Source organism: Arthrobacter sp. AG1021 (assembly GCF_003633665.1).
GTDB lineage: Bacteria > Actinomycetota > Actinomycetes > Actinomycetales > Micrococcaceae > Glutamicibacter > Glutamicibacter soli.
The window spans coordinates 265027-287208 of record NZ_RBLB01000011.1 but is presented as its reverse complement, the minus strand read 5'-3'; the positions used below and the strand labels follow the sequence as shown (position 1 = coordinate 287208).

General features: G+C 63.2%; 17 protein-coding genes. 7 read left to right on the top strand and 10 right to left on the bottom strand.

Going from position 1 to position 22182, the window contains the following annotated elements; all coding sequences use genetic code 11:
• Positions 1–483 precede the first annotated feature (483 nt).
• Positions 484–1539 carry a ferredoxin--NADP reductase gene (locus DFO58_RS16680; RefSeq protein ID WP_120991749.1) on the bottom strand — a complete coding sequence of 352 codons (1056 nt, stop codon included), beginning with the start codon at positions 1537–1539 and terminating at the stop codon, positions 484–486.
• Entirely contained in the window at positions 1536–2438 is a 903-nt protein-coding gene (locus DFO58_RS16675) for an alpha/beta fold hydrolase (protein WP_047120474.1), read from the bottom strand. The genes DFO58_RS16680 and DFO58_RS16675 overlap by 4 nt, the downstream gene beginning before the upstream one ends.
• Positions 2439–2671: 233 nt before the next feature.
• Between DFO58_RS16675 and DFO58_RS16670 the strand changes: the two genes are divergently transcribed.
• The 4 genes from DFO58_RS16670 to DFO58_RS16655 all read left to right on the top strand — a co-directional run bounded on the left by DFO58_RS16670 (position 2672) and on the right by DFO58_RS16655 (position 5940).
• Complete coding sequence (locus DFO58_RS16670; RefSeq protein WP_120991748.1) at positions 2672–3856, top strand: hydroxylase; 1185 nt, start codon at positions 2672–2674, stop codon at positions 3854–3856.
• A 31-nt stretch (positions 3857–3887) separates the two neighbouring features.
• Entirely contained in the window at positions 3888–4097 is a 210-nt protein-coding gene (locus DFO58_RS16665) for a hypothetical protein (RefSeq protein ID WP_053799166.1), read from the top strand.
• Between the two features lie 52 nt (positions 4098–4149).
• Positions 4150–5079: a VOC family protein gene (locus tag DFO58_RS16660; RefSeq protein ID WP_047120477.1), complete on the top strand. Its 930-nt coding sequence runs from the start codon at positions 4150–4152 to the stop codon at positions 5077–5079.
• Positions 5080–5205: 126 nt separating this feature from the next.
• Positions 5206–5940, top strand: a complete 735-nt coding sequence (locus DFO58_RS16655; protein ID WP_120991747.1) for an ankyrin repeat domain-containing protein — start codon at positions 5206–5208, stop codon at positions 5938–5940.
• A gap of 18 nt (positions 5941–5958) precedes the next feature.
• Here DFO58_RS16655 and DFO58_RS16650 read toward each other — a convergent pair whose 3' ends face one another.
• Positions 5959–7692 (bottom strand): hypothetical protein, encoded by a 1734-nt coding sequence (locus tag DFO58_RS16650; protein WP_120991746.1) that lies wholly within the window; start codon positions 7690–7692, stop codon positions 5959–5961.
• A 584-nt stretch (positions 7693–8276) separates the two neighbouring features.
• Between DFO58_RS16650 and DFO58_RS16640 the strand changes: the two genes are divergently transcribed.
• Positions 8277–9221, top strand: a complete 945-nt coding sequence (locus DFO58_RS16640) for a restriction endonuclease (protein WP_120991745.1) — start codon at positions 8277–8279, stop codon at positions 9219–9221.
• A gap of 361 nt (positions 9222–9582) precedes the next feature.
• Here DFO58_RS16640 and DFO58_RS16635 read toward each other — a convergent pair whose 3' ends face one another.
• The 5 genes from DFO58_RS16635 to DFO58_RS16615 form a co-directional block, all read right to left on the bottom strand.
• Positions 9583–10122 (bottom strand): hypothetical protein, encoded by a 540-nt coding sequence (locus DFO58_RS16635; protein ID WP_113607338.1) that lies wholly within the window; start codon positions 10120–10122, stop codon positions 9583–9585.
• 255 nt (positions 10123–10377) lie between these two features.
• Positions 10378–11211 carry a bifunctional allantoicase/(S)-ureidoglycine aminohydrolase gene (locus tag DFO58_RS16630; protein WP_047120479.1) on the bottom strand — a complete coding sequence of 278 codons (834 nt, stop codon included), beginning with the start codon at positions 11209–11211 and terminating at the stop codon, positions 10378–10380.
• 11 nt (positions 11212–11222) lie between these two features.
• On the bottom strand, positions 11223–12479 hold the full coding sequence (locus DFO58_RS16625; RefSeq protein ID WP_120991744.1) for an aldolase: 1257 nt from the start codon (positions 12477–12479) through the stop codon (positions 11223–11225).
• Positions 12476–14107, bottom strand: a complete 1632-nt coding sequence (aceB, locus tag DFO58_RS16620) for a malate synthase A (protein ID WP_047120481.1) — start codon at positions 14105–14107, stop codon at positions 12476–12478. The genes DFO58_RS16625 and aceB overlap by 4 nt, the downstream gene beginning before the upstream one ends.
• An 80-nt stretch (positions 14108–14187) precedes the next feature.
• Positions 14188–15573, bottom strand: a complete 1386-nt coding sequence (locus tag DFO58_RS16615; protein ID WP_120991743.1) for an NAD-dependent malic enzyme — start codon at positions 15571–15573, stop codon at positions 14188–14190.
• Between the two features lie 217 nt (positions 15574–15790).
• On the opposite strand from DFO58_RS16615, the gene DFO58_RS16610 reads away from it, so the two are divergent.
• Positions 15791–16564 (top strand): IclR family transcriptional regulator, encoded by a 774-nt coding sequence (locus DFO58_RS16610; RefSeq protein WP_047120483.1) that lies wholly within the window; start codon positions 15791–15793, stop codon positions 16562–16564.
• Between the two features lie 90 nt (positions 16565–16654).
• On the opposite strand, the gene DFO58_RS16605 is transcribed toward DFO58_RS16610, so the two are convergent.
• Positions 16655–17815 carry a hypothetical protein gene (locus DFO58_RS16605; protein WP_120991742.1) on the bottom strand — a complete coding sequence of 387 codons (1161 nt, stop codon included), beginning with the start codon at positions 17813–17815 and terminating at the stop codon, positions 16655–16657.
• A 399-nt stretch (positions 17816–18214) separates the two neighbouring features.
• Here DFO58_RS16605 and DFO58_RS16600 point away from each other — a divergent pair, with 399 nt between their 5' ends.
• Complete coding sequence (locus DFO58_RS16600) at positions 18215–19936, top strand: 3-ketosteroid-delta-1-dehydrogenase (RefSeq protein WP_120991741.1); 1722 nt, start codon at positions 18215–18217, stop codon at positions 19934–19936.
• 147 nt (positions 19937–20083) lie between these two features.
• Here DFO58_RS16600 and DFO58_RS16595 read toward each other — a convergent pair whose 3' ends face one another.
• On the bottom strand, positions 20084–21937 hold the full coding sequence (locus DFO58_RS16595) for an ABC transporter ATP-binding protein (protein WP_120991740.1): 1854 nt from the start codon (positions 21935–21937) through the stop codon (positions 20084–20086).
• Positions 21938–22182 lie beyond the last annotated feature (245 nt).

The following is a 22182-nucleotide window of genomic DNA, read 5'->3' as shown; positions in this document are numbered from 1 at the left end:
CCACCAGTTCCGTATTCTCCGACGAGAAGAACCCTTCGGTCGCCTGCGGATGGATTCCCACCGGGAGTGGCGCCATCACGTAGGAGAGCCCCGGCTGCGCTGCAGCGCCTAACCGCGGCCAGACCAGGCCAAGCAGCTCGACTGTTTCCCGGGCCGAGAGGGTGGAATCCAAGAATTGGGCGCGAGCGACGGCATTCTTTGCAGATGCCCGCGCAACGTCGAGTTTTATGCCGCGAAGCCCCTCATCCCGAACTTTCCGCTCCTCACGGGCAAATCCTGCGGTGTCGATGCGATCCCCGAGGGTCCCGGCATCATCACGAATCTTCTTTTCGAGCGCATACAGCACGTGGGGCATCGAGGTCATTGGAACCCTCTCCTTGCATGCACTGCACAACAGCGGGGAATGCTGCGGGAATCCCGATAGAAGAATTTCAGCCAAAAACAGCAGATGCCCCGCCATTGGCGGGGCATCTGCTGGTGGTTCTAGCCTTCGTAGGTAATCTTCACCTTCGGGCTCAGCGCCTTGGCCTGGCAGGCCAGGATCAGGCCCTCTTCCAGGTCCTGCGGTTCGAGCACCTCGTTGCGCTCCATCTCCACTTCGCCTTCCAGCACGATGCAGGTGCAAGCGCTGCAGGCGCCCTCGCGGCAGGAGAACGGGGCGTCGATTCCCGCGTTGAGCAGGACGTCGAGCAGCTTGTTGCCGGCAGGCCAGGCAACGTTGCTGGTCTTGCCGTCCAGTTCCACCTCGACCTGGGCCGTTTCGCCATCGGCATCCACCACCAGCGGGTCCACCGGGGCGAACGGATTCGCCTCCAGCGAGTTGAAGCGCTCGATGTGGATGCGCTCCGGGGCGGCGCCCAGGTTCTGCAGCACTGTCTCGATGCAGTCCATGAACGGGCCCGGGCCGCAGATGAACGCTTCGCGCTCCGCGTAGGGCTTGGCCAGCGCGGTCATCGAGGCGAGGTCAGGGATGCCCTGGACGCTTTCCAGCCAGTGGATCACGTGCAGGCGGCCCGGGTTGGCCTTGGTCAGCGCGACCAGCTCGTCCTTGAAGATCACGTTCTGCTCGTCGCGGTTTGCGTAGATCAGGGTGATCGACCCGGTGCCGGCGATCAGCGCGGACTTCAGGATGGAGAGCACCGGGGTCACGCCGCTGCCTGCAGCGAACAGCAGGAAGTCGGTGTCCAGGGAGGACGGGACGAAGGTTCCAGCAGGCTTGAGCACCTCAAGCACGTGGCCGGCTTCCACGTTGTCGCAGATCCAGTTGGACGCGTACCCGTCGCGAGTGCGCTTGATGGTGACCTTCAGGCGTTCGTCCTCCTCCGGGGAGCTGCACAGCGAATAGCAGCGCGCGGCGTCCTGGTCGCGGTCGCTGGGGATGCGCAGGGTCAGGAACTGGCCCGGGCGGTAGCGGAAGCTGTCGGCCTGCTCGGCCGCAGGCTCCAGCACCAGGGTGTGGGCGTCGTGGGTTTCCTTGATGACCTCGACGACGCGGGTTTGCAGCGCGGTGATCCGCGGGGTGCTGACGATGCTGGTCATGACGTGCTCTCCTCACGGTTCAGGAATTCAACGACAACGCTTTCGAAGGCGGCCTTCTGCTCGATCATGGCCCAGTGCCCGCACTTCGGGAACACGTGCAGTTCCACGTCCGGGATGGTGCGCATCGGGATCAGCGAGGCGTCCATCGGGGTGACGCGGTCATCGCGGCCCCACAGGATCAAGGTCTTGGCCTTGACCTTGTGCAGCATGGACCACGCCGGCGGATCATCGGATTCGGCCTGGGCAGCGATCTGCGCCTTCATGGCGGCGGAGCTGTACATGCGGCGCGCGCTTTCCAGGGTCTTCGGCTCGGTGGCCAGGGCCCAGCGCTTCTCGATCAGTTCCTCGGTGACGGTTTCCTCGTCGAACACCATGGAGCGCAGCCACTGGATCAGCCGCTCGCGGGTCGGGTCCTCGGTGAAGGCGATCAGCAGGTTGATTCCCTCGGCGGGGAACGGCGCGAAGGCGTTCAGGCCCAGGCCGCCCACGGTCACCAGGCGGCGCACGCGCTCGGGGTGGCTCATGGAGAACAGGGTGCCGACCATGCCGCCCATGGAGTTGCCGATGATGTCGACCTTGTCTAGGCCCAGCCCGTCCAGCAGGTCGATGACCGCCTGGCTGGCCGCCGGCATGGGGTGCTTGTCGGTGGGGTCACTGACGCCGAAGCCCGGGAATTCAATCACGTAGCAGTGGAAGTGCTCGGCGAAGGCCGGCAGCACGTCGCCGAAGTTCTGCCATCCGCTGACGCCCGGTCCCGATCCATGCAGGAACACCAGGGGGCGGCCCTGGCCGGCTTCCCAGTAGCGCAGCGTTCCCTGCTCGGTGGGCAGTTCACGCAGGATTGCGTCGGCGCCGGCTGCAGGCGATCCGCCCGGCGCATTGCGAAGTTCCGTAGTCATCTGATTGGCTCCTCGATCTGCGGATACAAATTGGTCTTTGGTGAACCTTATTGCGGTGGAGCAAGCCAAAACAGGGCGGATCCCGATGACCGGGATGCCGCATTCCAGCCCGGGAAATCGAGTCGAAATCGACAATCCCGATGGCTGAGACATAGGTCACGTTAAGACGATTCTTTGCCTAGATTTTAGCCAGCAGCAAAGTTTGACGAGCTTGATTAGGAAGCGAGAATTCCATGACGATTACCACCGTGAGCGACGTCCTCACCACCCGTGCCGATGAGCTGCGCGCATTGGCCTCCGTCAACGAAGAACTGGGCAAGCTCAGCGACGAGACCGTGCAGATCATGCGCGAGTCCGGCGTCATGAAGCTGCTGGCACCGGTGGAGTACGGCGGAACCCGCGCCCACCCTGTGGAATTCGCCGAAACCGTCATGAAGCTCGCAAGCCTGGACGGCTCCGCCGGCTGGGTTGCCGGCGTCGTCGGCGTGCACCCGTGGGAACTGGAACTCATGTCCCCGAAGCTGCAGGAAGAAATCTGGGGCGAAAGCGACGAAGTCTGGGTCTCCTCGCCCTACGCACCGATGGGCACCGCCACCCCGGTCGAGGGCGGCTACCGCTTCTCCGGCCACTGGCAGTTCTCCACCGGCACCGACCACTCGGACTGGGTCATCCTGGGCGCCTTCCTGGGCGATTCCGAGGGCAAGCCGGTGCAGCCCCCGCAGTTCCTGCACGTGGTCGTTCCGCGCAAGGACTACACCATCGTCGAGGATTCCTGGGATGTCGTGGGCCTGAAGGGCACCGGCAGCAAGGACGTCATCATCGACAACGTCTTCGTCCCGGAATACCGCGCCATCGACCAGGCCGAGTTGTTCGCCGGAGAGGTGGCCCGCAAGGCCGGCAAGAACGAGCCGATCCACCGCCTGCCGTTCTACAGCATCTTCCCGGTTGGCCTGACCGCCGCCGTCATCGGCATCGCCGAGGGCGCGCTGCAGGCGCACCTCGACTACCAGCGCGAGCGCGTGCAGATCAACGGCTTCAAGTCCGTCGAGGACCCGTACACCATGTACGCGGTCAGCGAGGCCGCCGGCGAGATCAGCGCTTCCCGCGACACCCTGCTGGCCAGCGTCACCCGCCTCTACGACACGGTCGCAGCCGGCGGCGAGATCACCCTGGAGCAGCGCGCCCTGGCCCGCCGCACCCAGATCCAGGCAGCATGGCGCGCCACCAACGCCATCGACATGATCCTGTCCCGCTCGGGCGGCAACGGGCTGCGCATGAACAACCCGGTCCAGCGCTTCTGGCGCGACGCCCACATGGGCCTGGCCCACGCGATCCACGTCCCGGGCCCGAGCTACCACGCCGCCATCATGACCCAGGTCGGCGTCGAACCACCAGCGAATCTCGCAGCCGGCGTCTAGCCGCCCGGCAAGGAACTGAAAGGAAAATCCCATGGCACGTCAAACAGATTGGACGAAGCTCGCAGGCAAGCGGGTGGAACTGCGCAAGGGCGGACAGGTAGTCCGCACCGGATTCGTCAAGGACGTCCTCGACTCGGCCGATGTCCTCTGGCTGGAAGCCGAGCGCTTCCGGCAGCGCACCCTGATCGACAAGAGCATGGGGTTCACCATTCGTCCGATGCAAGATCCTTCACTGAACTAGCGGGCCCTGCCCGCACCGCAATTCACCGATACAAAACAAACGAGGGAACATCATGACCCACATTCGTGGACTTGGATATCTCAAGGTCCAGACCCAGCACATCGCCCGCTGGCGCGAACTGACCGTCGAAGCCCTGGGCTTCGCCGAAACCGTAGGCCCGAACCCGGACGGCCTGTACCTGCGCATGGACGAGCGCGAAGCCCGCCTGATCGTGCTCCCGGGCGACGTCGACCAGGTTGTCGCAGTGGGCTGGGAGGTCCGCGACCAGTTCGCCCTGGCCGCCGTGGCCAAGGACGTCGAGGCCGCAGGCATCGCGGTGACCTGGCTGACCGAAGAGGAAAACGACGAGCGCGGCCTGGAGCAGGTCATCACGTTCACCGATCCAGCCGGCCACCCGGTGGAGATCTTCTTCGGCCCGCGTATGGACCACACCCCGCTGATCACCGGCTACGCGCAGAAGTTCATCACCGGCGCGCAGGGCATGGGCCACGTCGTGCTGCCGACCACCAAGATGGAGGAGACCACCTCCTTCTACACCGAGGTGCTCGGCTTCCTGCCGCGCGGCGCCGTCCGCCTGGGCCCGGAGCGCCCGGCCACCCGCTTCCGCTTCTACGGCTGCAACCAGCGCCACCACTCGCTGGCCATGGGCCCGGCACCGCACGGCGAGGCACCGGGCCTGGTGCACCTGATGGTGGAGGTCGAGGACCTGGACACCGTGGGCCGCGCCTACGACAAGGTGCGCCAGATGGACTTCAACATCACCGCATCCCTGGGCCGCCACACCAACGACCACATGGTTTCCTTCTACGTCCGCGCACCGGGCGGCTGGGACATCGAGTACGGCACCGACGGCATGCTCGTCGACGAGTCCTACTACACCGCCGAGGAAATCACCGCTGAGAGCTACTGGGGCCACTCGCACGAGGGCGCCGAACCGCTGGCGGCCTTCATGCCGCCGGCAGCAGTCGCCGCGGCAAACTAGTCGCAGACGCGCATGACGCTCCCCGGTGCCTGGTTGGAAACAGCCAGGCCTCGGGGAGCGTCTTTTTGTCCAGAAAGACACGTAGGGCTGATGCGGCGCACCGCTGACTGCTGGCAAGCTGGAAGCATGACCGAAATCAGGCTCCGCCGCTCCGCGTGGCACGCCTTGCTGCCCTCGCTGGCGCTGGGTGCGGTGCTATTGCTCGGTTCTTGTACCCCCGCCGCGGCCCCTCCGCCTGCCGACAGCGGGCAGGGGTCCGCGGGTGCCCACGACCAGACGGCCGCACTTCAGACAGCGGTGGATTCCGGAAACCTGGCGGCGGCGCAGGCGGCCATCGCTTCCGGAGCGGATGCCAACGCACGCTTCGCGGACCAGACGCCGTTGCTCGTGCGCGCGGTGAAAAACGAGGATACCTCGATGGCTGCGGTACTAGTCAAAGCCGGCGCGGACGTGAACGCCAAGGATCCCATTCAGGATTCGGCCTTCCTCTATGCGGGAGCCGAGGGCCTGGACGAGATCCTCGAGCTCGCCATCGCGCACGGGGCCGACGTCGCCAGCACCAACCGCTACGGCGGCACCGCGCTGATTCCCGCCGCGGAACACGGCCATACAGAAACCATCAAGATCCTGCTGGAAGCCGGTGTTCCCGTGGACCACATCAACAACCTGGGCTGGACCGCCCTGCACGAGGCCATCGTGCTCGGCGACGGCGGCCCGGGACAGGTCGAGGCGGTGCGTTTGCTGCTGGCTGGCGGTGCGGATCCCGGCATCCCGGATGACAACGGGGTTTCGCCACGTGATTTGGCAAAACAGCGGGGGTATGAGGACATGGTGAAAGCCCTCGACGAATACCTGCCGTAGTCCGGCGCTTGGCTTCCGTTAGCGTTGGAGGATCTTCGAATTCTGGCGGGAACGTTTCATCTCCTGTTGAAACGCCCGGTGTCGTGGAAACCTGGAAACGAGCATCGTTGCGAAGTGTTCAGCTCCGCTCTGGTCCGAAGTCAAATAGCCGACTTCCAAACGGCTAGTGATCAGATTTGCGGCCGACGCATAGAGTGGGCGATTCCGGCCGGCGACAACCTGTACTACGCTCCGTTCAATCAATGACTCGGCTGCTCGAATACGCGCCGCACGCTGCTCTTCGGAGAGCTGTTCAACTTTAATTCTCTCCATAAGAATCGCGGCAAGCGACATATCGTTATTACGATCTAATTTTGCTACCACACTCGAAGAATCGAAAAAATCAGTGCTTTGAAGGTTCCAAAGAAAAGAATCAGTTTGGTCAATTCCAGTCCACAACTGTGCCAGCCAGCTGCCTGTAGTGGGAAGTACACTCGGTTTCTCCAGTACGGAGAGCAACAAGAACGGCAGGAGAATTTTCTGTCCAGCTTCAATATTTCGTCCAGCACCCGGAATTGCCTCGACAACATTTATAGCTTCTTCCACCTGACCCGCGAGGATCAGCAATGCTAAGTACGTTGCAGGCGAAATTTCAGTCGCACGCCTTTCTGAACGGAAGAAGTCGATCTCATTGCGCATGCTTTGCGCCGGATTCGTACGCTTTGCTTCTTCCGTATGGAGAATTACCAAGCGGCATAGATTCGGATCCGATCTGAAGGCCTCTCGCCTGGCCATCAGCCGTTGGCTTTGGTCGCAACTGCTCAAGGTCGCCAGAATATCGGCGATTTCGGCCCTGGTCCTTCCGGGTTCGGCGAGGATGTCCAATGCTTCACGCGCGGTTGCAACGGCCACTTCGTCCTTCCCCAATGACTGCACCAACACGACCCAATCTCGGTATAGCTCTGCCTGTGCAACTCTTGCATTCCGGGCAAGTTCGGCCAATGAGTCCAGTCCGCCGCTGAACAAGGTTGCTTCAACTAACAGCTTGCGAACGCGACTATTAGGGCGTTCCTGCATTCGCGCTTGCAGCTCGTTGATCCAACGAGGCAAGAAGGTATCCATATCCACAAGATCAGACTCACGGCATCGGTCAACATCTTGCAGAGTTATCGCATCCTCGAAGTCCGTGTTTTCAAACCATGCATGGGCAACTTCTGAGGCGCGTGTGTTTTCTGGCGTCAGTTCGTAGACGCACCTCAGATATTGTGTCCGGTTGATGGCAAGGTCTAGATCGAGCATGTCCGCAGCACACAATGGCCCGCTGAATATTCCAATCTCGCCATCCAGATCGAGGATTGCGAAAAGTCGTTCATAGGCTTCCTTCGCTTTGTCCAGTTCACCGGTACTGAACAGCTCGCTAGTCATGCTGAACAGGTCAGTCAATTCCTCCGCCCAAGATTCATCGCCGAAGGACCGCTCATCGTAGATATCTTCATCCCATCCGAAGCCGTCGAAGTCCTCCCCCTGTTCGAGTCGGCTATGTAGCCCGGCGATGTCTTCGAGTAGATTTCCAGATGCTATTCGTGACGCTAGAGGCTGATAACCCAGCGATCCGGAAGCATGGGCAAATACCTCGGCAAAGCCATTTCGTTGGGACGCCTCCATCTTCTGCGCATAGTCCAATATTCCTTGACGCAGGTCACCGATGGAAAGCTGGAACAAATCTCGCGTCAGCCCATCCAGGAACTTCTGCTGTTCGGGATCTTCAAGCATCGAATACTCGCTTAACTGGTCGTGGATATGCTGAACGGACCTGCCCAGCCTATCTGTTGGTCTGGCATCCCCGAGCGGAACGAAATGGCGGTATAGGTACCGAGTTTTTCACACGCTATGGGTTCCTGCTGGACCAAAATAACGATCGAAATCATAATCATCACGAGACAGGGGAAGCAGATTGGCCGTGTCCGGAATCTTTTACCGAGGACTCCTCGGACAATGATCGAGGACGCCGCGCCTACCACACACCATTTTTCCTCAAGCGACTTCATGACATTCGCAGAGCTGCCAGTTGCAAGGCACTGGGAGCTACAGCCAGATTGGTTGTTGCACCCACTTTCGATTCTCAAAACCACAGTAGACTCCGTGAAGCTACTACTACCGCTCGCGGTACGGAATGCCAAGATTCGTATGGCATGAGACAATTAAAGATTGTCAATGCGACTGAGGAAACCGAACGAAAGTTTGCGAACCTCGTTGCCAAAATTGAATACCACAAATCGAGCTATTTCTTCGGGATCAGTGGACTCGATAACTTCGTCCTGGCTTTGCAGGAATGCATTTTCAAAGGAGAACAATAGATGACGACAAGCAGCGAAGCTCCAATAACGGAGGCTTTCGAATCAGAAGTTCCGATTTGGCCTGTCTTCGTGCGCCACGTTCTGTCTGTGTTGTCTGATGGAAGTACTCTGCACCGTCGTGACCTCGTCAGCAGAGCCATCGACTCCGCTCAACTCTCGAATTCAGCACGAGAAGAAACGCTGAATTCAGGCGGCCTACGATCAGAGCAACGTCTTGGATGGGCGATTAGCAATCTGTTCAAGGCTGGATGGATAGAGCGACCTGTCCGGGCGAATTATCGGATTACTGAAGCTGGCAAAAAATGGTTCGGCGATCATCCCGACGGCATTTCCAGCTTCGCCGTTGCCCAACGGACCTTTGCTGCGTACTGGCCACAGGCCCAAAAAGACTCCGCTCCAGCCGAAACTGAGGGCCCGGATAAGGAGTCCACTGATCCGATCGAACTAATCGAAGAGGGAATCAATCGCATTTCATCCGACGTCGGCGATGCTCTGCTAATACGCCTACGAGACAGCCACCCTGAATTTTTCGAGGAAGCAGTCGTCAAACTACTACTTGCGATGGGCTACGGAGGAGCGGAACAACGCGGCCGGAGAATTGGTGGCACGGGTGACGGTGGAGTGGATGGAGTCATTGACCAGGACGCACTTGGTCTTGACCAAATCTATGTGCAGGCCAAACGCTACGCCGAAGGTAAGTCGATCAGCCGGGAAACAATTCAAGCTTTCATTGGCGCACTTCACGGATTCGGCGCCAGCCGGGGCGTGTTCATCACGACCAGCCATTTCACCCAGCATGCCCGCGAATACGCAGCAGCCATTCAAAATCGTATCGTCCTCATCGACGGTAAGCGGCTAGTATCACTCATGATCAAGTACCGCGTGGGGGTTCAGGTGAAGCAAAGCTACGATGTGGTAGACATCGATGAGGATTTCTTCGAGTAGACCACATATCCGGTCAGATATTGTGGCTTTCTACAGAAACAAATAGTCAAAGAGCCCAAAGTGTCGTAGCTGACATTTTGGGCTCTTCAACTTCTCGGCAATATTAACCGTACGGATGCGGACAGCAGTGCCGGATGAATTTCAACAGCTAAGTAGCGTCTTTGGATGATTAGAGGTTGGTTAGGTACCGTCTAAAATCCAGCTTTCGTGCCGGCCAGATTAAGCGCTTCTTGCCGGGCCGAAGAAGGCTACTCTCATGAAAAGTTCTCTGACCCATTTGCCATGCTCCCTTCACGCCCGAACGGCAGGGGTTGTGTCGACGAGTAGTGATCAAGCTAAGCGATGCATCGGCAGCTCGTCATCACGAATTTGCTTCGCGCTCCTGCTGGATTTTCTCCACCGTGCCGATCGCATCCGGCGCGAAGGCATAGAGCTTGCCGCCGCTCTGGCTGACCCAGAACCGTCCGCACAAATCTGTGGTGCGGGATTGGGTTTCCTCCGGCCACCATTCGGCGTCCAAGGTCCGCGTTGTTGAGATCTCTTCGGGGTCCATTCGCTTGACACGCTCGTCGGAGGCGTAGGCGGCGGCAAGTTCCTCGGCGCTCGGAGCGCCCGTGGTTTTCACCGGAATGCAGGATTTCTTCGGCAGCTCCCCGTCATAGTCCATGACGAAAATGCGTTCACTGCCGGTGTTGCGCTGGATTAATTCCACAGCGGTTCCGCCGGCGGGAACCCAGCCCGGCAGGATGCCCTCCTTGACTGCTTGTTCCGAGGTGGCAGCACTGCGGGTGGTCGATTCATCGAGACGGTCTTGGGCCAGTTCCCCGACATCGCAGCCGGTCAGCGCCGCAGCCAGCGGCAGGGCCAGAAGTCCGGCAATCACAAACTTTTTCTTGAGCATGAATCAACCCTATGAAGACTCGATGTTTCGAACATCGGCGCCAAGTACCAACTGTTCCGGGTGGCTGTCCTACCCTGGGTGGACAGCGCCGCCGTCCGCGACGGAAAAACCGGGGCCAGCACCCTGCGACAACCCGTACTCCGATTCACCATGCCCGAGCAAAAGAAACATCACTGGAACATGAGGTGGACGTGGTGCGCCGACGAGCGGCGGGTTCTCGCGGGTGCTGGCCCCGGCGGTCTGAAAAGCTATCGATTACAAGGTGATCTGGCGGTTCTGGTCCTTGTACAGCAGGTAGCGGAAGTTGCTCGGTCCGCCGGCGTAGCAAGCCTGCGGGCAGAAGGCGCGCAGCGCCATGTAGTCGCCGGCTTCGACCTCGACCCAGTCGTCGTTCAGGCGGTAGACTGCCTTGCCCTCCAGCACGTACAGGCCGTGCTCCATGACGTGGGTTTCGGCGAACGGGATGGATGCACCCGGCTCGAAGGTCACGATGTTCACGCCGAAGTCGTAGGCCAGGTCCTGCGGATCCAGCATGCGGGTGGTGCGCCACTTGCCGTCGGTGTCCGGCATGTGGCCCGGCTCGATGTCCTTCTCGTTGCCGACCACTGCCTTCGGTGCCGGCACGTAGTCCAGCGCCTCGTAGCGCTTGCGGATCCAGTGGAAGGTCACGATCTCGGACTCGTTGTTCTTCAGCGACCAGACGGCGTTCGGCGGAACGAAGGCGAAGCCGCCCTCGTCCAGCACATGCTCCTCGCCGTCGAGGGTCAGGGTCAGCGCGCCGCCGACCACGAACAGGAAGCTGGAGACCCCTGCCTGAGGTTCCGGCTTGGCGGCGCCGCCGCCCGGGGCGATCTCGACGATCACCTGGGAGAAGGTGGTGGGGCCGCCGGCGACCGGGCGGTTCAGCACCCAGGCGCGGGTGTCGGTGAACTCCGGGAACACGCTGGTCACGATGTCGCGCAGCACACCCTTGGGGATCACGGTGTAGGCCTCGGTGACGATCGCGCGGTCGGTCAGCAGGTCGGTCTGCGGCGGATGGCCGCCGTAGGTGTTGTAGTACGGGCTCTTCACCTGGGCTGGAACGGTCATGGGAAAATCTCCTAGTTTGCGTGGGAGCGATTCAGCGCGATCGCTTCCAGTTCGGCAAGTGTAATTTGGGCAAGATCGGTGACTTCCTGCGCGCCCACCGCGCCGCAGGCCACCCCGCGGTGGATGTAGCGCGCCAGGGCACGGGCGGTGGCGGGCTCGTCCATGATGGCCGATTCGATCTTGTGCACGTAGTTGCGCAGGCGGGTGCCGGCCGCTTCCAGCCCTTCGCGGAAGAAGGCGAAGGTGGCCAGGTAGCGGGTCACCAGGTGGTTTTCGTGCATGTCCCAGCCCTGGTAGATGCCGCGGGTGAGGTGGCGGGTCACCAGACGGGCGTGCAGCGCCCAGGCGGCGGCGATGTTCTCCGGATCGCCGGCCGGGATGATGTTGGTGGAGCCGTCGGACAATTCCACGCCGGTGCCGGCCACGGCGACCTGCATGACATCCTTGGCGAAGTCGGCCGCCGGATGCTCCATGGACTGGTAGCCGGCGGCCACCCCCAGCGAGGCCGAGTAGTCGTAGGTGCCGTAGTGCAGAGAGGAGACCCGTCCCTGGCCGGCGTGGATCAGGGCGGCGACCGGGTGGCTGCCGTCCGCGGCGATGATCACCTGCGGGGTCTCGACCTGCACCTCGAAGCGGACGCGCCCGTCCTCCAGGCCGTGCGCTTCCTCCAGCTTTTCGGCCAGGAAGACCATGGCTTCGACCTGGTCCACGGTGGTGACCTTGGGCAGCGTCAGGCGCAGCCCCTCGGGAAGGGGGCCGTTGGCGAGAAGCCGCGAGATGAACAGGTCCAGGGTGCGGATGCCGCGGGCCCGGGTGGGGGCCTCGAAGCACTTGAAACGGATGCCGATGTAGGCCGGGGCCTTGCCGGCGGCTACGGCGGCGGATACCGAGTCGGCGGCGGCCAGGGCCGCTGCATCCTCCTCGGCATCCGGCCGATTACCGTAGCCGTCTTCAAAGTCCAGACGCAAATCTTCGATGGGTTCGCTCGCCAGCTTCGCGGCCACCAGCTCGCCCAGGCGCTCCGGTTCGGCCAGGTTCAGCTTGGCTGCCAGCTTGGCCAGCCCCGCGGCGTTGCCGGCGGCGGCCAGGGCGTTGGAGCCCCAGGCCTCCGGCAGGCCGACGGTGAACTTGTCCCCCGGCACGTACACGGTGTGCACCGGCTGGCGGGCGCCGGAATCCCCCGGGTAGGCGGATGCCAGCAGCTGGTCGGTAGCGGCCAGCTTGGCTTCTACCGCGGCGAGCGTTGACTCATCGAAGACGTTGCTCATGGCTTGGTCACGTATTCCTTTTCCAGTAGTTCGTAGGCGCCGGTGGTGAGGAAGTCGGCGAAGTCCTCATCGCGCCCGGAGACCAGGGTGCCGATCAGCGTGGCGGCCGGCTCGTAGTACTTCGCGAAGCGCTCGGCGTCGTTGACCTCCCCGCGCAGCTTCTCTACCTCTTCGTCCAGGATGCTTGCCACCAGTTCGGCGGTGATGGTGTTGCCGGTGTCGGCGGCCACGACCTTGTTGCGGATCTGCTGCCAGATCTGCGAGCGGGAGATTTCCGCGGTGGCGGCGTCCTCCATCAGGTTGTGGATTGCCACGGCGCCGTTGCCCGAGAGCCACACGGCGGTGTAGGCCACTGCCACGTAGAGGTTCAGGCGCACGCCGGCCTCGGTGACCGAGCCCGGGGCGCTGGCGATGTCCAGCAGCTGCTCCGCGGTGACCTCGACCTCCGGGCGCTGCTTGTCCAGCTGGTTCGGCTTGCTCCCCAGCACGGAGTCGAAGACCTCCATGCAGGTGCCGACCAGGTCCGGGTGGGCAACCCAGGAGCCGTCGAAGCCGTCGTTCGCTTCGCGGGTCTTGTCCGCGCGCACCTTCTCGAAGGCCGCGGCGGTGACTTCAGGTTCGCGGCGGTTCGGGATGAAGGCCGCCATGCCGCCCATGGCGAAGGCGCCGCGCTTGTGGCAGGTCTTGACCAGCAGTTCGGTGTAGGCGCGCATCATCGGCGCGGTCATCGAGACATCCGCGCGGTCGGGCATGATGAACGCGTCGCCGGCTTCGCGGAAGGTCTTGATGATGGAGAACAGGTAGTCCCAGCGCCCGGCGTTCAGGCCCGAAACGTGGTCACGCAGCTCGTAGAGGAACTCGTCCATCTGGAAGGCGGCAGGGATGGTCTCGATGAGCATGGTGGCGCGCACCGTGCCGTACTCGATGCCCAGTTCGGCCTGCGCGAAGGTGAAGACCTCGTTCCACAGGCGCACCTCCAGGTAGTGCTCCATCTTCGGCAGGTAGTAGAACGGTCCCTGGCCGGATTCGGCGAGCACCTTCGCGTTGTGGAAGAAGTGCAGGCCGAAGTCGACCAGCGCGCCGACGCCCGGCTTGCCATCGATCAGCACGTTGTTCTCCGGCAGGTGCCAGCCGCGCGGGCGGACCACCACGGTGGCCAGCGGCGCATCGGTGCGCAGTGCGTAGGACTTTCCGGTCTTCTCATCGGTGAAGGCCAGCTTGCCGCGGGCGGCGTCCGACAGGTTCTTCACCGCGTCGATGACGTTGTTCCAGCTCGGGGTGGAGGCGTCCTCGAGGTCCGCCAGCCACACCTTGGCGCCCGAGTTCAGCGCGTTGATGGCCATCTTGGCGGGGGTGGCCGGGCCGGTGATCTCCACGCGGCGGTCCTGCAGCGCTGCAGGCGCCTCGGCGACCTTCCAGTCGCCGTTGCGGACCTCTTCGGTGGCCGGGTCGAAGTCGATGGCCTTGGCGTCGGAGAACTGCTTGCGGCGCACGTCGCGGGCGGCCAGCAGCTCGTTGCGGGTTCCGGCGAACTTCTGGTGCAGCTTCTCGATGAATGCCAGCGCGTCATCCGAGAGGATGTCTGCCGCGCCGTCGAACTCCGGAATGCGGGATAGTGAAATGCTCATGTGGGTTGCTCCTTAACCTCTGTGCTCTGTTCCAGTGATGCGGCCCGAAAGGGCCAGGGGTGACTAGCCCCGGGTTGTGGTTAGTCCTTTGCCGCGGCGAGTTCCACCGCGACGGCCACGTCGGTGGCGACCTGCGGGTCGAACACCGAAGGGATGATGAAGCCGGGGTTCAGCTCATCGTCGGTTACCCGGGCGGAAATCGCGTCTGCGGCGGCCAGCAGCATCTCATCGGTGATGTCTGCGACGCCGGCATCCAGCAGGCCGCGGAAGAAGCCCGGGAAGGCCAGGACGTTGTTGATCTGGTTCGGGAAGTCACTGCGTCCGGTCGCGACCACCGCCGCGTGACGACCTGCAACCTCCGGATCCACCTCTGGATCCGGGTTGGCCATAGCGAAGACGATCGCTCGCTCGTTCATTGCGGCGATGTCGGCTTCGTCCAGGACATTCGGGGCGGAGACGCCGATGAAGACGTCGGCGTCGACCACGGCGTCCTTCAGCGATCCGGAGAAATTCTCGGGGTTGGTGTTCTGCGCCAGCCACACGCGGTGCTCGTCGGAGTACTGCTCGTCGCGGGTGATCGCGCCGTTGCGGCCGCAGGCGATGATGTTCTTCGCTCCGCGGGCCGCCAGCAGCTGGATGATGGCGTTGCCTGCGGCGCCCACGCCGGAGACCACGATGCGCACGTCCTCGATCTTCTTCTCGACGACCTTCAGCGCGTTGGCCAGGGCGGCCAGGGTGACGATGGCGGTGCCGTGCTGGTCGTCGTGGAAGACCGGGATGTCCAGTTCCTCGCGCAGCCGGGCTTCGATCTCGAAGCAGCGCGGGGCGGCGATGTCTTCAAGGTTCACGCCGCCGTAGACCGGGGCCAGTGCCTTGACGATCTTGACGATTTCGTCGGTGTCCTGGGTGTCCAGGCAGACCGGCCAGGCGTCGACGTCGGCGAACTGCTTGAACAGCGCGGCCTTGCCTTCCATGACCGGAAGGGCCGCCGCCGGGCCGATGTTGCCCAGTCCCAGCACGGCGGAGCCGTCGGTGACCACGGCGATGGTGTTGCGCTTGACCGTCAGGTTGCGGGCATCGGCGGGGTTCTCCGCGATGGCCATGCAGACGCGGGCCACACCCGGGGTGTAGGCGCGGGAGAGGTCGTCGCGGTTGCGCAGGGCGACCTTCGGGACGACTTCGAGCTTGCCGCCAAGGTGCATCAGGAAGGTGCGGTCCGAGACGTTGCGGACGTTGACGCCGTCCAGCCCGTTGAGCGCGTCGCGGACCTTCTCGCCGTGGGCGACATCCATGGTGTTGCACGAAACGTCGACCACCATGTGGGTGTGGTGCGATTCGGTCACGTCGAGGGCGGTGATGTGGGCACCAGCCGAGCCAACCGCTGCAGCCAGTTCGCTGGTCGCGGTAATCGACGCTGGGGTCTCTACGCGAAGCGTCAATGAATATCCCGGGCTAGGTGCTGCCATGAGGTCCTCCTGTAAAAGTTTCCGTATAGTGGATACTAATATCCTCAAAATGAAAACGCAAGGCCATTTTGTGCAGTATGACACAACTTTTCACACTAATTTTTCTCGCATCATGGAATCTCTGTTCATCATGGGGCTATTCTTAGAGAAAAGATTTCGCATCGCAGAAGTTAAGTGCCGACAACTTCCACGATTCAGAGGCACCGAGGAGTCGTATATGACGCAGACAACCAGCAAGTCGACCACCGGCGGCGTCCAGTCCGTCGAGCGCGCCTTTGAATTGCTCGAAGTCATCGCCCGAGCCGGCGGCGAAGCCGCGCTGAGCGAATTGGCCGCCGACACCCCGCTGCCGCTGCCGACCATCCACCGCTTGCTGCGCACGCTCGTGGGCGTGGGCTATGTGCGCCAGCTGCCCAACCGCCGCTACTCGCTGGGCCCTCGCCTGATCCGCTTGGGCGAGGTCGCCAATCGCCAGCTGGGCGCCTTGGCCTCGCCGGTGCTCAAGGAATTGGTCGCCAAGCTGGGCGAATCAGCGAATATCGCCGTGCTGGACGGCGACATGGTCACCTATATCGCCCAGGTGCAGTCCCCGCACTCAATGCGCATGATCACCGAGGTGGGACGCCGCGCCATGTTGCACAACTCTGGCGTCGGCAAGGCGGTGCTCTCGGTGCTGGACGACGAGCGCGTCCAGCGCCTCGTGGCCCAGGCCGGCATGCCGCCGAAGACCGCCAACACCATCACGACCCTGGGCAAGCTGTTCACCGATGTGGAGGCGACCCGCGAGCGCGGCTACGCCATCGACGAGGAAGAGCAGGAGCTGGGCGTGCGTTGCATCGCCGTCCCGGTGCCCGGAGCGCCAACTCCGATGGCCATCTCGGTCTCCGGCCCCGTCACCCGCGTCGACGAGGCATTCATGCAGCATGCGGTCCCGGAACTGCAGGAAGCCGCGCGCGAGCTCGGCCGCCAACTGGTGGCCGCCGCCGACTAGCCATTCAAGCCCTGCTGCCCCGGGCCGCCGGCATGTCATCATGCGGCGCCCGGGCAGTTTCTTGTTAATAGGCGTGGAGCTTGATGCGCGCTATTCGAGGATCTCGCTGGCAAAGCTCACTGAGCCCGAGCTGGTCTTGGTGCTCCACGCCAGGGCCTTGTCGTTGCCGAAAATATTCTCGAAGTTGTTTTCCGGGCTGAAGGCGAACAGCTCGCCCGTCGACGCATCGAGAGCTACCGCTTCGTTGCCAAGAGACCCCAGTTCCTCCATCTGCTCCGCAGACCAGGCAATGAAGGAGTAGGATCCCGAGGTTGACTGCCCGACGGGGATCCGGCCATCCGGTATCTCGATGAGCCAAGCCTGCTTGGTCTCGAAATTCAGCACGGCCACGTTGAAGCTGTTCTCGCCCCTGTCAAGGTTGAAGCTCAGGGTGGAACCGCCATTCATGACCGGCCTCGGGCTATACGGATCGCCGCTGAATCCACCCAGTTCGAACTCTTCCGTGGCGTGGAGCAATTCAGTGCCGTCGAGCAGCTGCACGCCGCCGATCTGGTTCATTGTGTCCTCGGATTGAGGATCTTCCTGCGTGAGCACGGCGACACCCCGGTCGGTGCGGTAGACGGCCCCCGCGTTCTCTGCTTCCACTTTTTTGCTTCCGCCGGCCAACGGGATCGATACCACCCGGCGGCTCTTCGCGTCCGCTTCGCTCCAGTACACCTTGCCGCCGTCCAGGACGAGGGACTCGCTGTTCGAGTCGCTGGCCTTCTGGAAGTCCTTGATCTCCTGGATCCCGTCCTTGTCGTCGTAGGCCATCAGGGTGGTTGCGCTTCCGCCGTCGACTCCGCGGACCGTAGCCACCACGGTATCGCCGTGGATGGACCAGGAGGTGTCGTCAGTGGCGGCGTCCCGCTTGGAATCGGGCCAGTACTGCGAGTACTTCCCTGTTTCGTCGACGGTGTACGGCAGGCCCTTGCGCAGTACGACGGGTCGGGCATCACTCAAGACGCCCAGCAGTTGCTCCCCCTCGGGAAGATCGTGCGCTGCGCGATCGGAGATGGCGTCGCCGGGCGGCTTCACCGCGTCCCCCACTGAAACAACGGAAGCCTCAACCGGCGTGCCATCCGTCCAGCTCAGGCCCTCGATCTGGCGTCGCTGTTCAGCCGCAGGCTGGCTGGCATCCTCCGTCGTCGGGGTGCCCGAAGCGCTGGAAGAAACGCTGGGAGGATTCGAGGCTTCCGCAGACTGCTCCACGCCACTTACTCCGCTGGAGCAGGAGGCCAGGACGAGTCCAAGTCCGCATATCCCTGCGATAACGGTCGGAGGACGGATTGTTCGAGTCGATGGTGGCATGGATGGATTACCTCCATAAATATCGGATTAGGTCCGTTCCGCCCATGGTTCATTAATCTATCGATGTTTACACCCCCTGGCCGGGAATCGTGATCTTCGCGCTACCGCACGTTAACCAGTCCCCGGCCAACAAGCCAGGTCCCCGCCGGGGAAGCGCCGCCTCACCCCTATAGGACAGTTCCCCGGTCATCAGGCTGCAGATCCCTGTTATCGGGACTGCGCACCGAACAGGGCTGCCGCTTGGCTAGCATGAACTAACTCAGGACCCACTTCCCGGCGTCGTTCATAGGAGACCGCTTCATGGCATCGAAAACCGTTCTTGCACCCGTCAAAATCGATCAGCTCGAAGTCGACCTGCTGGTCATCGGTTCCGGCACCGGGCTGGCCACCGCGCTGGCCGCCAAGGAGCTCGGCCTCAACGTTGCCGTGGCCGAGAAAACCAAGTACGTGGGCGGCTCCACCGCCCGTTCGGGCGGCGCCTTCTGGATTCCCGCCAACACGGTGCTCAAGCGCGACGGCGCCGTTGATTCCCTGGACCGCGGCGAGAAGTACATCGAATCCGTCGTGGACGGCTCGGGCCCGGCGGAGCGCTGGAAGGCCTTCCTGGAATACGGCGACGAAACCGTCAAGATGCTCGAACGCATGACCCAGCTGAACTTCTTCTGGTCCAAGGGATACTCCGACTACCACCCCGAAAAGCCGGGCGGCAGCGCCGCCGGACGCTCGGTCGAATCGCGCCCCTTCGACCTGAACAAGCTCGGCGACCAGCTCGGCCGCTTCCAGCCGGCCACCATGGCAGCGCCCATGCCAATGCCGGTGACCGGCGCCGACTACAAGTGGATGAACCTCATTGCCAAGGCGCCGCACAAGGCATTCCCGCTGATCGCGAAGCGCCTCATCCAGGGCGCCGGCGGACTGCTGCTCGGCCGCAACTACAGCGCCGGAGGCCAGGCCATCGCCGGCGGCATGTATGCCGGGGCCCTTGATGCCGGCATTCCCGTCTGGACCGAAGCGAAGCTGGTCGACCTTGAATTCACCGATGGCGTTGTCACCGCGGCGGTCCTGGAACAGTCCGGCGAACGCGTGAGCGTGCGCACCAAGTACGGCGTGGTGCTGGCCGCCGGCGGCTACGACCACAACATGAAGATGCGCCAGGAGCACCAGAGCCCCTCGCTGGTCGAGGACCTGAGCCTGGGCGCCAAGGGCAACCACGGCGATGCCATCGAATTGGCGCAGAAGCACAACGCCCAGCTGGCAAGCATGCAGCAGTCCTGGTGGTTCCCGGCCGTGTCGCCGCTCAAGCCCGGCGGCTCGGCCAAGATCCTGCTGGCCGAGCGTTCGCTGCCCGGATCGTTCATGGTGGACCAGTCGGGACGCCGCTTCATCAACGAGTCCACCGACTACATGAGCTTCGGCCAGGAGATCCTGCGCCGCGAGGCGGACGGCGATCCGGTGGGCGAGATGTGGCTCATCTTCGACCAGACCTACCGCGACAGCTACATCTTCGCCGGGCAGTGCTACCCGCGCATGGCCCTGCCCGAGTCCTGGTACAAGGCGGGCATCGCCCACAAGTCGTCCTCGATCAGCAAGCTCGCGAACAAGATCGAGGTTCCCGCGCAGGCGCTGGAACAGACCCTGTCGGCATTCAACGAGGGCGCCGGAACCGGCATCGACGACCAGTTCGGCCGCGGCGAGTCGGCCTACGACCGCTACTACGGCGACCCGACCCAGAATCCGAACCCGAACCTGCGCGCGCTGGACGGCAAGACGTACTACGCGGTGAAGATCGTGCTATCGGACCTGGGCACCTGCGGCGGCGTAATGACCGACGCCCATGGCCGCGTGCTGGACAATTCCGGCGACGTCATCGAGGGGCTCTACGCCCAGGGTAATACCGCCGCGAACATCTTCGGCAACGTGTACCCGGGGGCCGGCGCCACGATTGGGCAGGGGCTGGTCTTCGGCGCCATCATCGCCACCCATGCAGCGCAGAAGGCCCGCGAACTGGTCCGCAGCGCCTAGCCTTCGTTATCTTCCGAGACCGGCCGCGCCGGCTGGACAGGCAGCAGTGAACACCGGATCCTTCGGATCCGCCCACTGCCGCCCCAGCCTGGCGCGGCCGTCTGCGTTTAGGAGGAACCGTGCACCGGTCCACCACGGTGCCTGCGGCTACTGGGCGAACTGCGTCTCGTAGAGTTCGGTGTACTTCCCGCCCAGGCCCAGCAGCTCGCTGTGCGTTCCGCGCTCGATGATGCGCCCGCCCTCGACCACCAGGATCTGGTCCGCGGAGCGGATGGTCGACAGCCGGTGCGCGATGATCAGCGCGGTGCGGTTTTCCAGCGCCTCGGTCAGTGCCGCCTGGACTGCTGCCTCGTTGGCGGAGTCCAGCGCGGCGGTGGCCTCATCCAGGATCACGACCTGCGGGGCGGCAAGCAGCAGCCGGGCGATGGTCATGCGCTGGCGTTCGCCGCCGGACAGCCGGTAGCCGCGCTCGCCCACCACGGTGTCCAGCCCGTCGGGCAGGGCGGCGATGACCGGCTTCAACCGCGCGCGTTCAAGCGCTTCCCAGATCTGCGTATCGTCGGCCCCGGGTCGGGCGAGCAGCAGGTTGGAGCGGATCGACTCGTGGAACAAGTGCCCGTCTTGGGTGACCATGGAGACGGTTTCGCGCAGCGAGTCGAGCTTCAGCTCGCGGATATCGGTTCCCGCCAGCTCGACGGCCCCGGAATCCACATCGTAGAGCCGGGCCAGCAGCGAGGCGATGGTCGACTTTCCGGCGCCCGAGGAGCCGACCAGGGCGACGGTCTGCCCTGCTTTCACCTCGAAATCGATGTCATGCAGGACTTCCTGCCCGCCGCGGGTATCCAGCACCGCGACCTCTTCCAGGGACGCGAGCGAGACCTTGTCAGCGCTCGGGTAGGAGAAGTTCACGTGGGAGAACTTCACGGGCACCGGCCCGGGTTTCAGGCGGCGGGCGTCGGGCGCATCGGTGATCAGCGGCTGGAGGTCCAGCACCTCGAACACGCGGTCGAAGCTGACCAGCGCACTGGTGATTTCCACGCGGGCATTGGCCAGCGCGGTCAGCGGAGCATACAACCGGGTCAGCAACATGCCCAGGACCACCACGTCGCCAGCGGCCAGGTCGCCACGCACCGCATACATGCCTCCAAGGCCATATACCAAGGCCAGTGCCAGTGCGGCGACCAGAGTCAGGGTCGCGACGAAGTAGTACTGGCGCATGGTGACCTTGACGCCGATGTCCCGCACGCGGCCCGCGCGCAGCGCGAACTGGTGGGATTCGTCCTTGGGCCGGCCGAAGAGCTTGATCAGCGTCGCTCCGGGCGCCGAGAAACGCTCGGTCATCTGCGTCCCCATTGAGGCGTTCAGATCCGCGGATTCCTTGCGCAGCAGCGCCACCGACTTGCCGAAGTGCCGTGCCGGCAGCAGGAAGACCGGAAGCAGCACGAGCGCAATGGCGGTGACCTGCCAGGAAGTCGTGAACATGACCGCCGCGGTGAGGATCAGGGCCACGGTGTTGGACACCAGCCCGGACAGGGTCCCGGCGAAGGCCGCCTGCGCGCCGATGACGTCGTTGTTCAGGCGGCTGACCAGCGCCCCGGTGCGGGTTCTGGCGAAGAATGCCACCGGCATCTTCTGCACGTGGTCGAACACCGCGGTGCGCAGGTCGTAGATGATACCCTCGCCGAGCTTGGAGGAGAACCAGCGGACCACGACGGAAACGATCGCGTCCAGCACCGCCACCAGCGCGATGACCAGCGCCAGGTTGACGATGATCCGGATGCCGCTGCGGGCGACGATTTCATCCACGATCCGGCCGGCGAGCACCGGGGTGATGACGGCAAGCACCGCCGAGCAGATGGAGAAGAGCACGAAGATGAGCAGCCGGGTCTTGTAGCCTGCGGCGAATTGCAGAACGCGTTTGGGTGTTGTCGGCGCGTAGGCCTTGCCTTTGTCCCCCGACAGCTTCCAGAGGGAATGCCAGGCGGCATTTTCCATGCTCATTGTGTCTTCTCGCGTTCCTACTCGGGCGAATGCTGCAACCTACCTGCCCATGGTGCCAGCTGGCAGGCAGTTGATTCCAGCTAGGGTCAGCTTAGGCGACGGCCCTCGCCTCCAGAACCGTTACCGGCCGAGTTTCCGGACGTCCCGCAAGCCCGGAGCCTCCGCCGCGCAGCATGGCACCTCGAAGGCAATCCGTCCGACCTACTGGATTCCGCCGCATGGCGAGACCAGCTGCCAGCACCCCC

Excerpts from the sequence above, each read along its gene's own strand:
- DFO58_RS16680 (WP_120991749.1), bottom strand. The coding sequence starts at position 1,539 with ATGACCAGCATCGTCAGCACCCCGCGGATCACCGCGCTGCAAACCCGC.
- DFO58_RS16600 (WP_120991741.1), top strand. The coding sequence starts at position 18,215 with ATGGCATCGAAAACCGTTCTTGCACCCGTCAAAATCGATCAGCTCGAA.
- DFO58_RS16665 (WP_053799166.1), top strand. The coding sequence starts at position 3,888 with ATGGCACGTCAAACAGATTGGACGAAGCTCGCAGGCAAGCGGGTGGAA.
- DFO58_RS16675 (WP_047120474.1), bottom strand. The coding sequence starts at position 2,438 with ATGACTACGGAACTTCGCAATGCGCCGGGCGGATCGCCTGCAGCCGGC.
- DFO58_RS16670 (WP_120991748.1), top strand. The coding sequence starts at position 2,672 with ATGACGATTACCACCGTGAGCGACGTCCTCACCACCCGTGCCGATGAG.
- DFO58_RS16650 (WP_120991746.1), bottom strand. The coding sequence starts at position 7,692 with ATGCTTGAAGATCCCGAACAGCAGAAGTTCCTGGATGGGCTGACGCGA.
- DFO58_RS16655 (WP_120991747.1), top strand. The coding sequence starts at position 5,206 with ATGACCGAAATCAGGCTCCGCCGCTCCGCGTGGCACGCCTTGCTGCCC.
- DFO58_RS16595 (WP_120991740.1), bottom strand. The coding sequence starts at position 21,937 with ATGAGCATGGAAAATGCCGCCTGGCATTCCCTCTGGAAGCTGTCGGGG.
- DFO58_RS16635 (WP_113607338.1), bottom strand. The coding sequence starts at position 10,122 with ATGCTCAAGAAAAAGTTTGTGATTGCCGGACTTCTGGCCCTGCCGCTG.
- DFO58_RS16625 (WP_120991744.1), bottom strand. The coding sequence starts at position 12,479 with ATGAGCAACGTCTTCGATGAGTCAACGCTCGCCGCGGTAGAAGCCAAG.
- DFO58_RS16615 (WP_120991743.1), bottom strand. The coding sequence starts at position 15,573 with ATGGCAGCACCTAGCCCGGGATATTCATTGACGCTTCGCGTAGAGACC.
- DFO58_RS16630 (WP_047120479.1), bottom strand. The coding sequence starts at position 11,211 with ATGACCGTTCCAGCCCAGGTGAAGAGCCCGTACTACAACACCTACGGC.
- DFO58_RS16660 (WP_047120477.1), top strand. The coding sequence starts at position 4,150 with ATGACCCACATTCGTGGACTTGGATATCTCAAGGTCCAGACCCAGCAC.
- DFO58_RS16640 (WP_120991745.1), top strand. The coding sequence starts at position 8,277 with ATGACGACAAGCAGCGAAGCTCCAATAACGGAGGCTTTCGAATCAGAA.
- DFO58_RS16610 (WP_047120483.1), top strand. The coding sequence starts at position 15,791 with ATGACGCAGACAACCAGCAAGTCGACCACCGGCGGCGTCCAGTCCGTC.
- aceB (WP_047120481.1), bottom strand. The coding sequence starts at position 14,107 with ATGAGCATTTCACTATCCCGCATTCCGGAGTTCGACGGCGCGGCAGAC.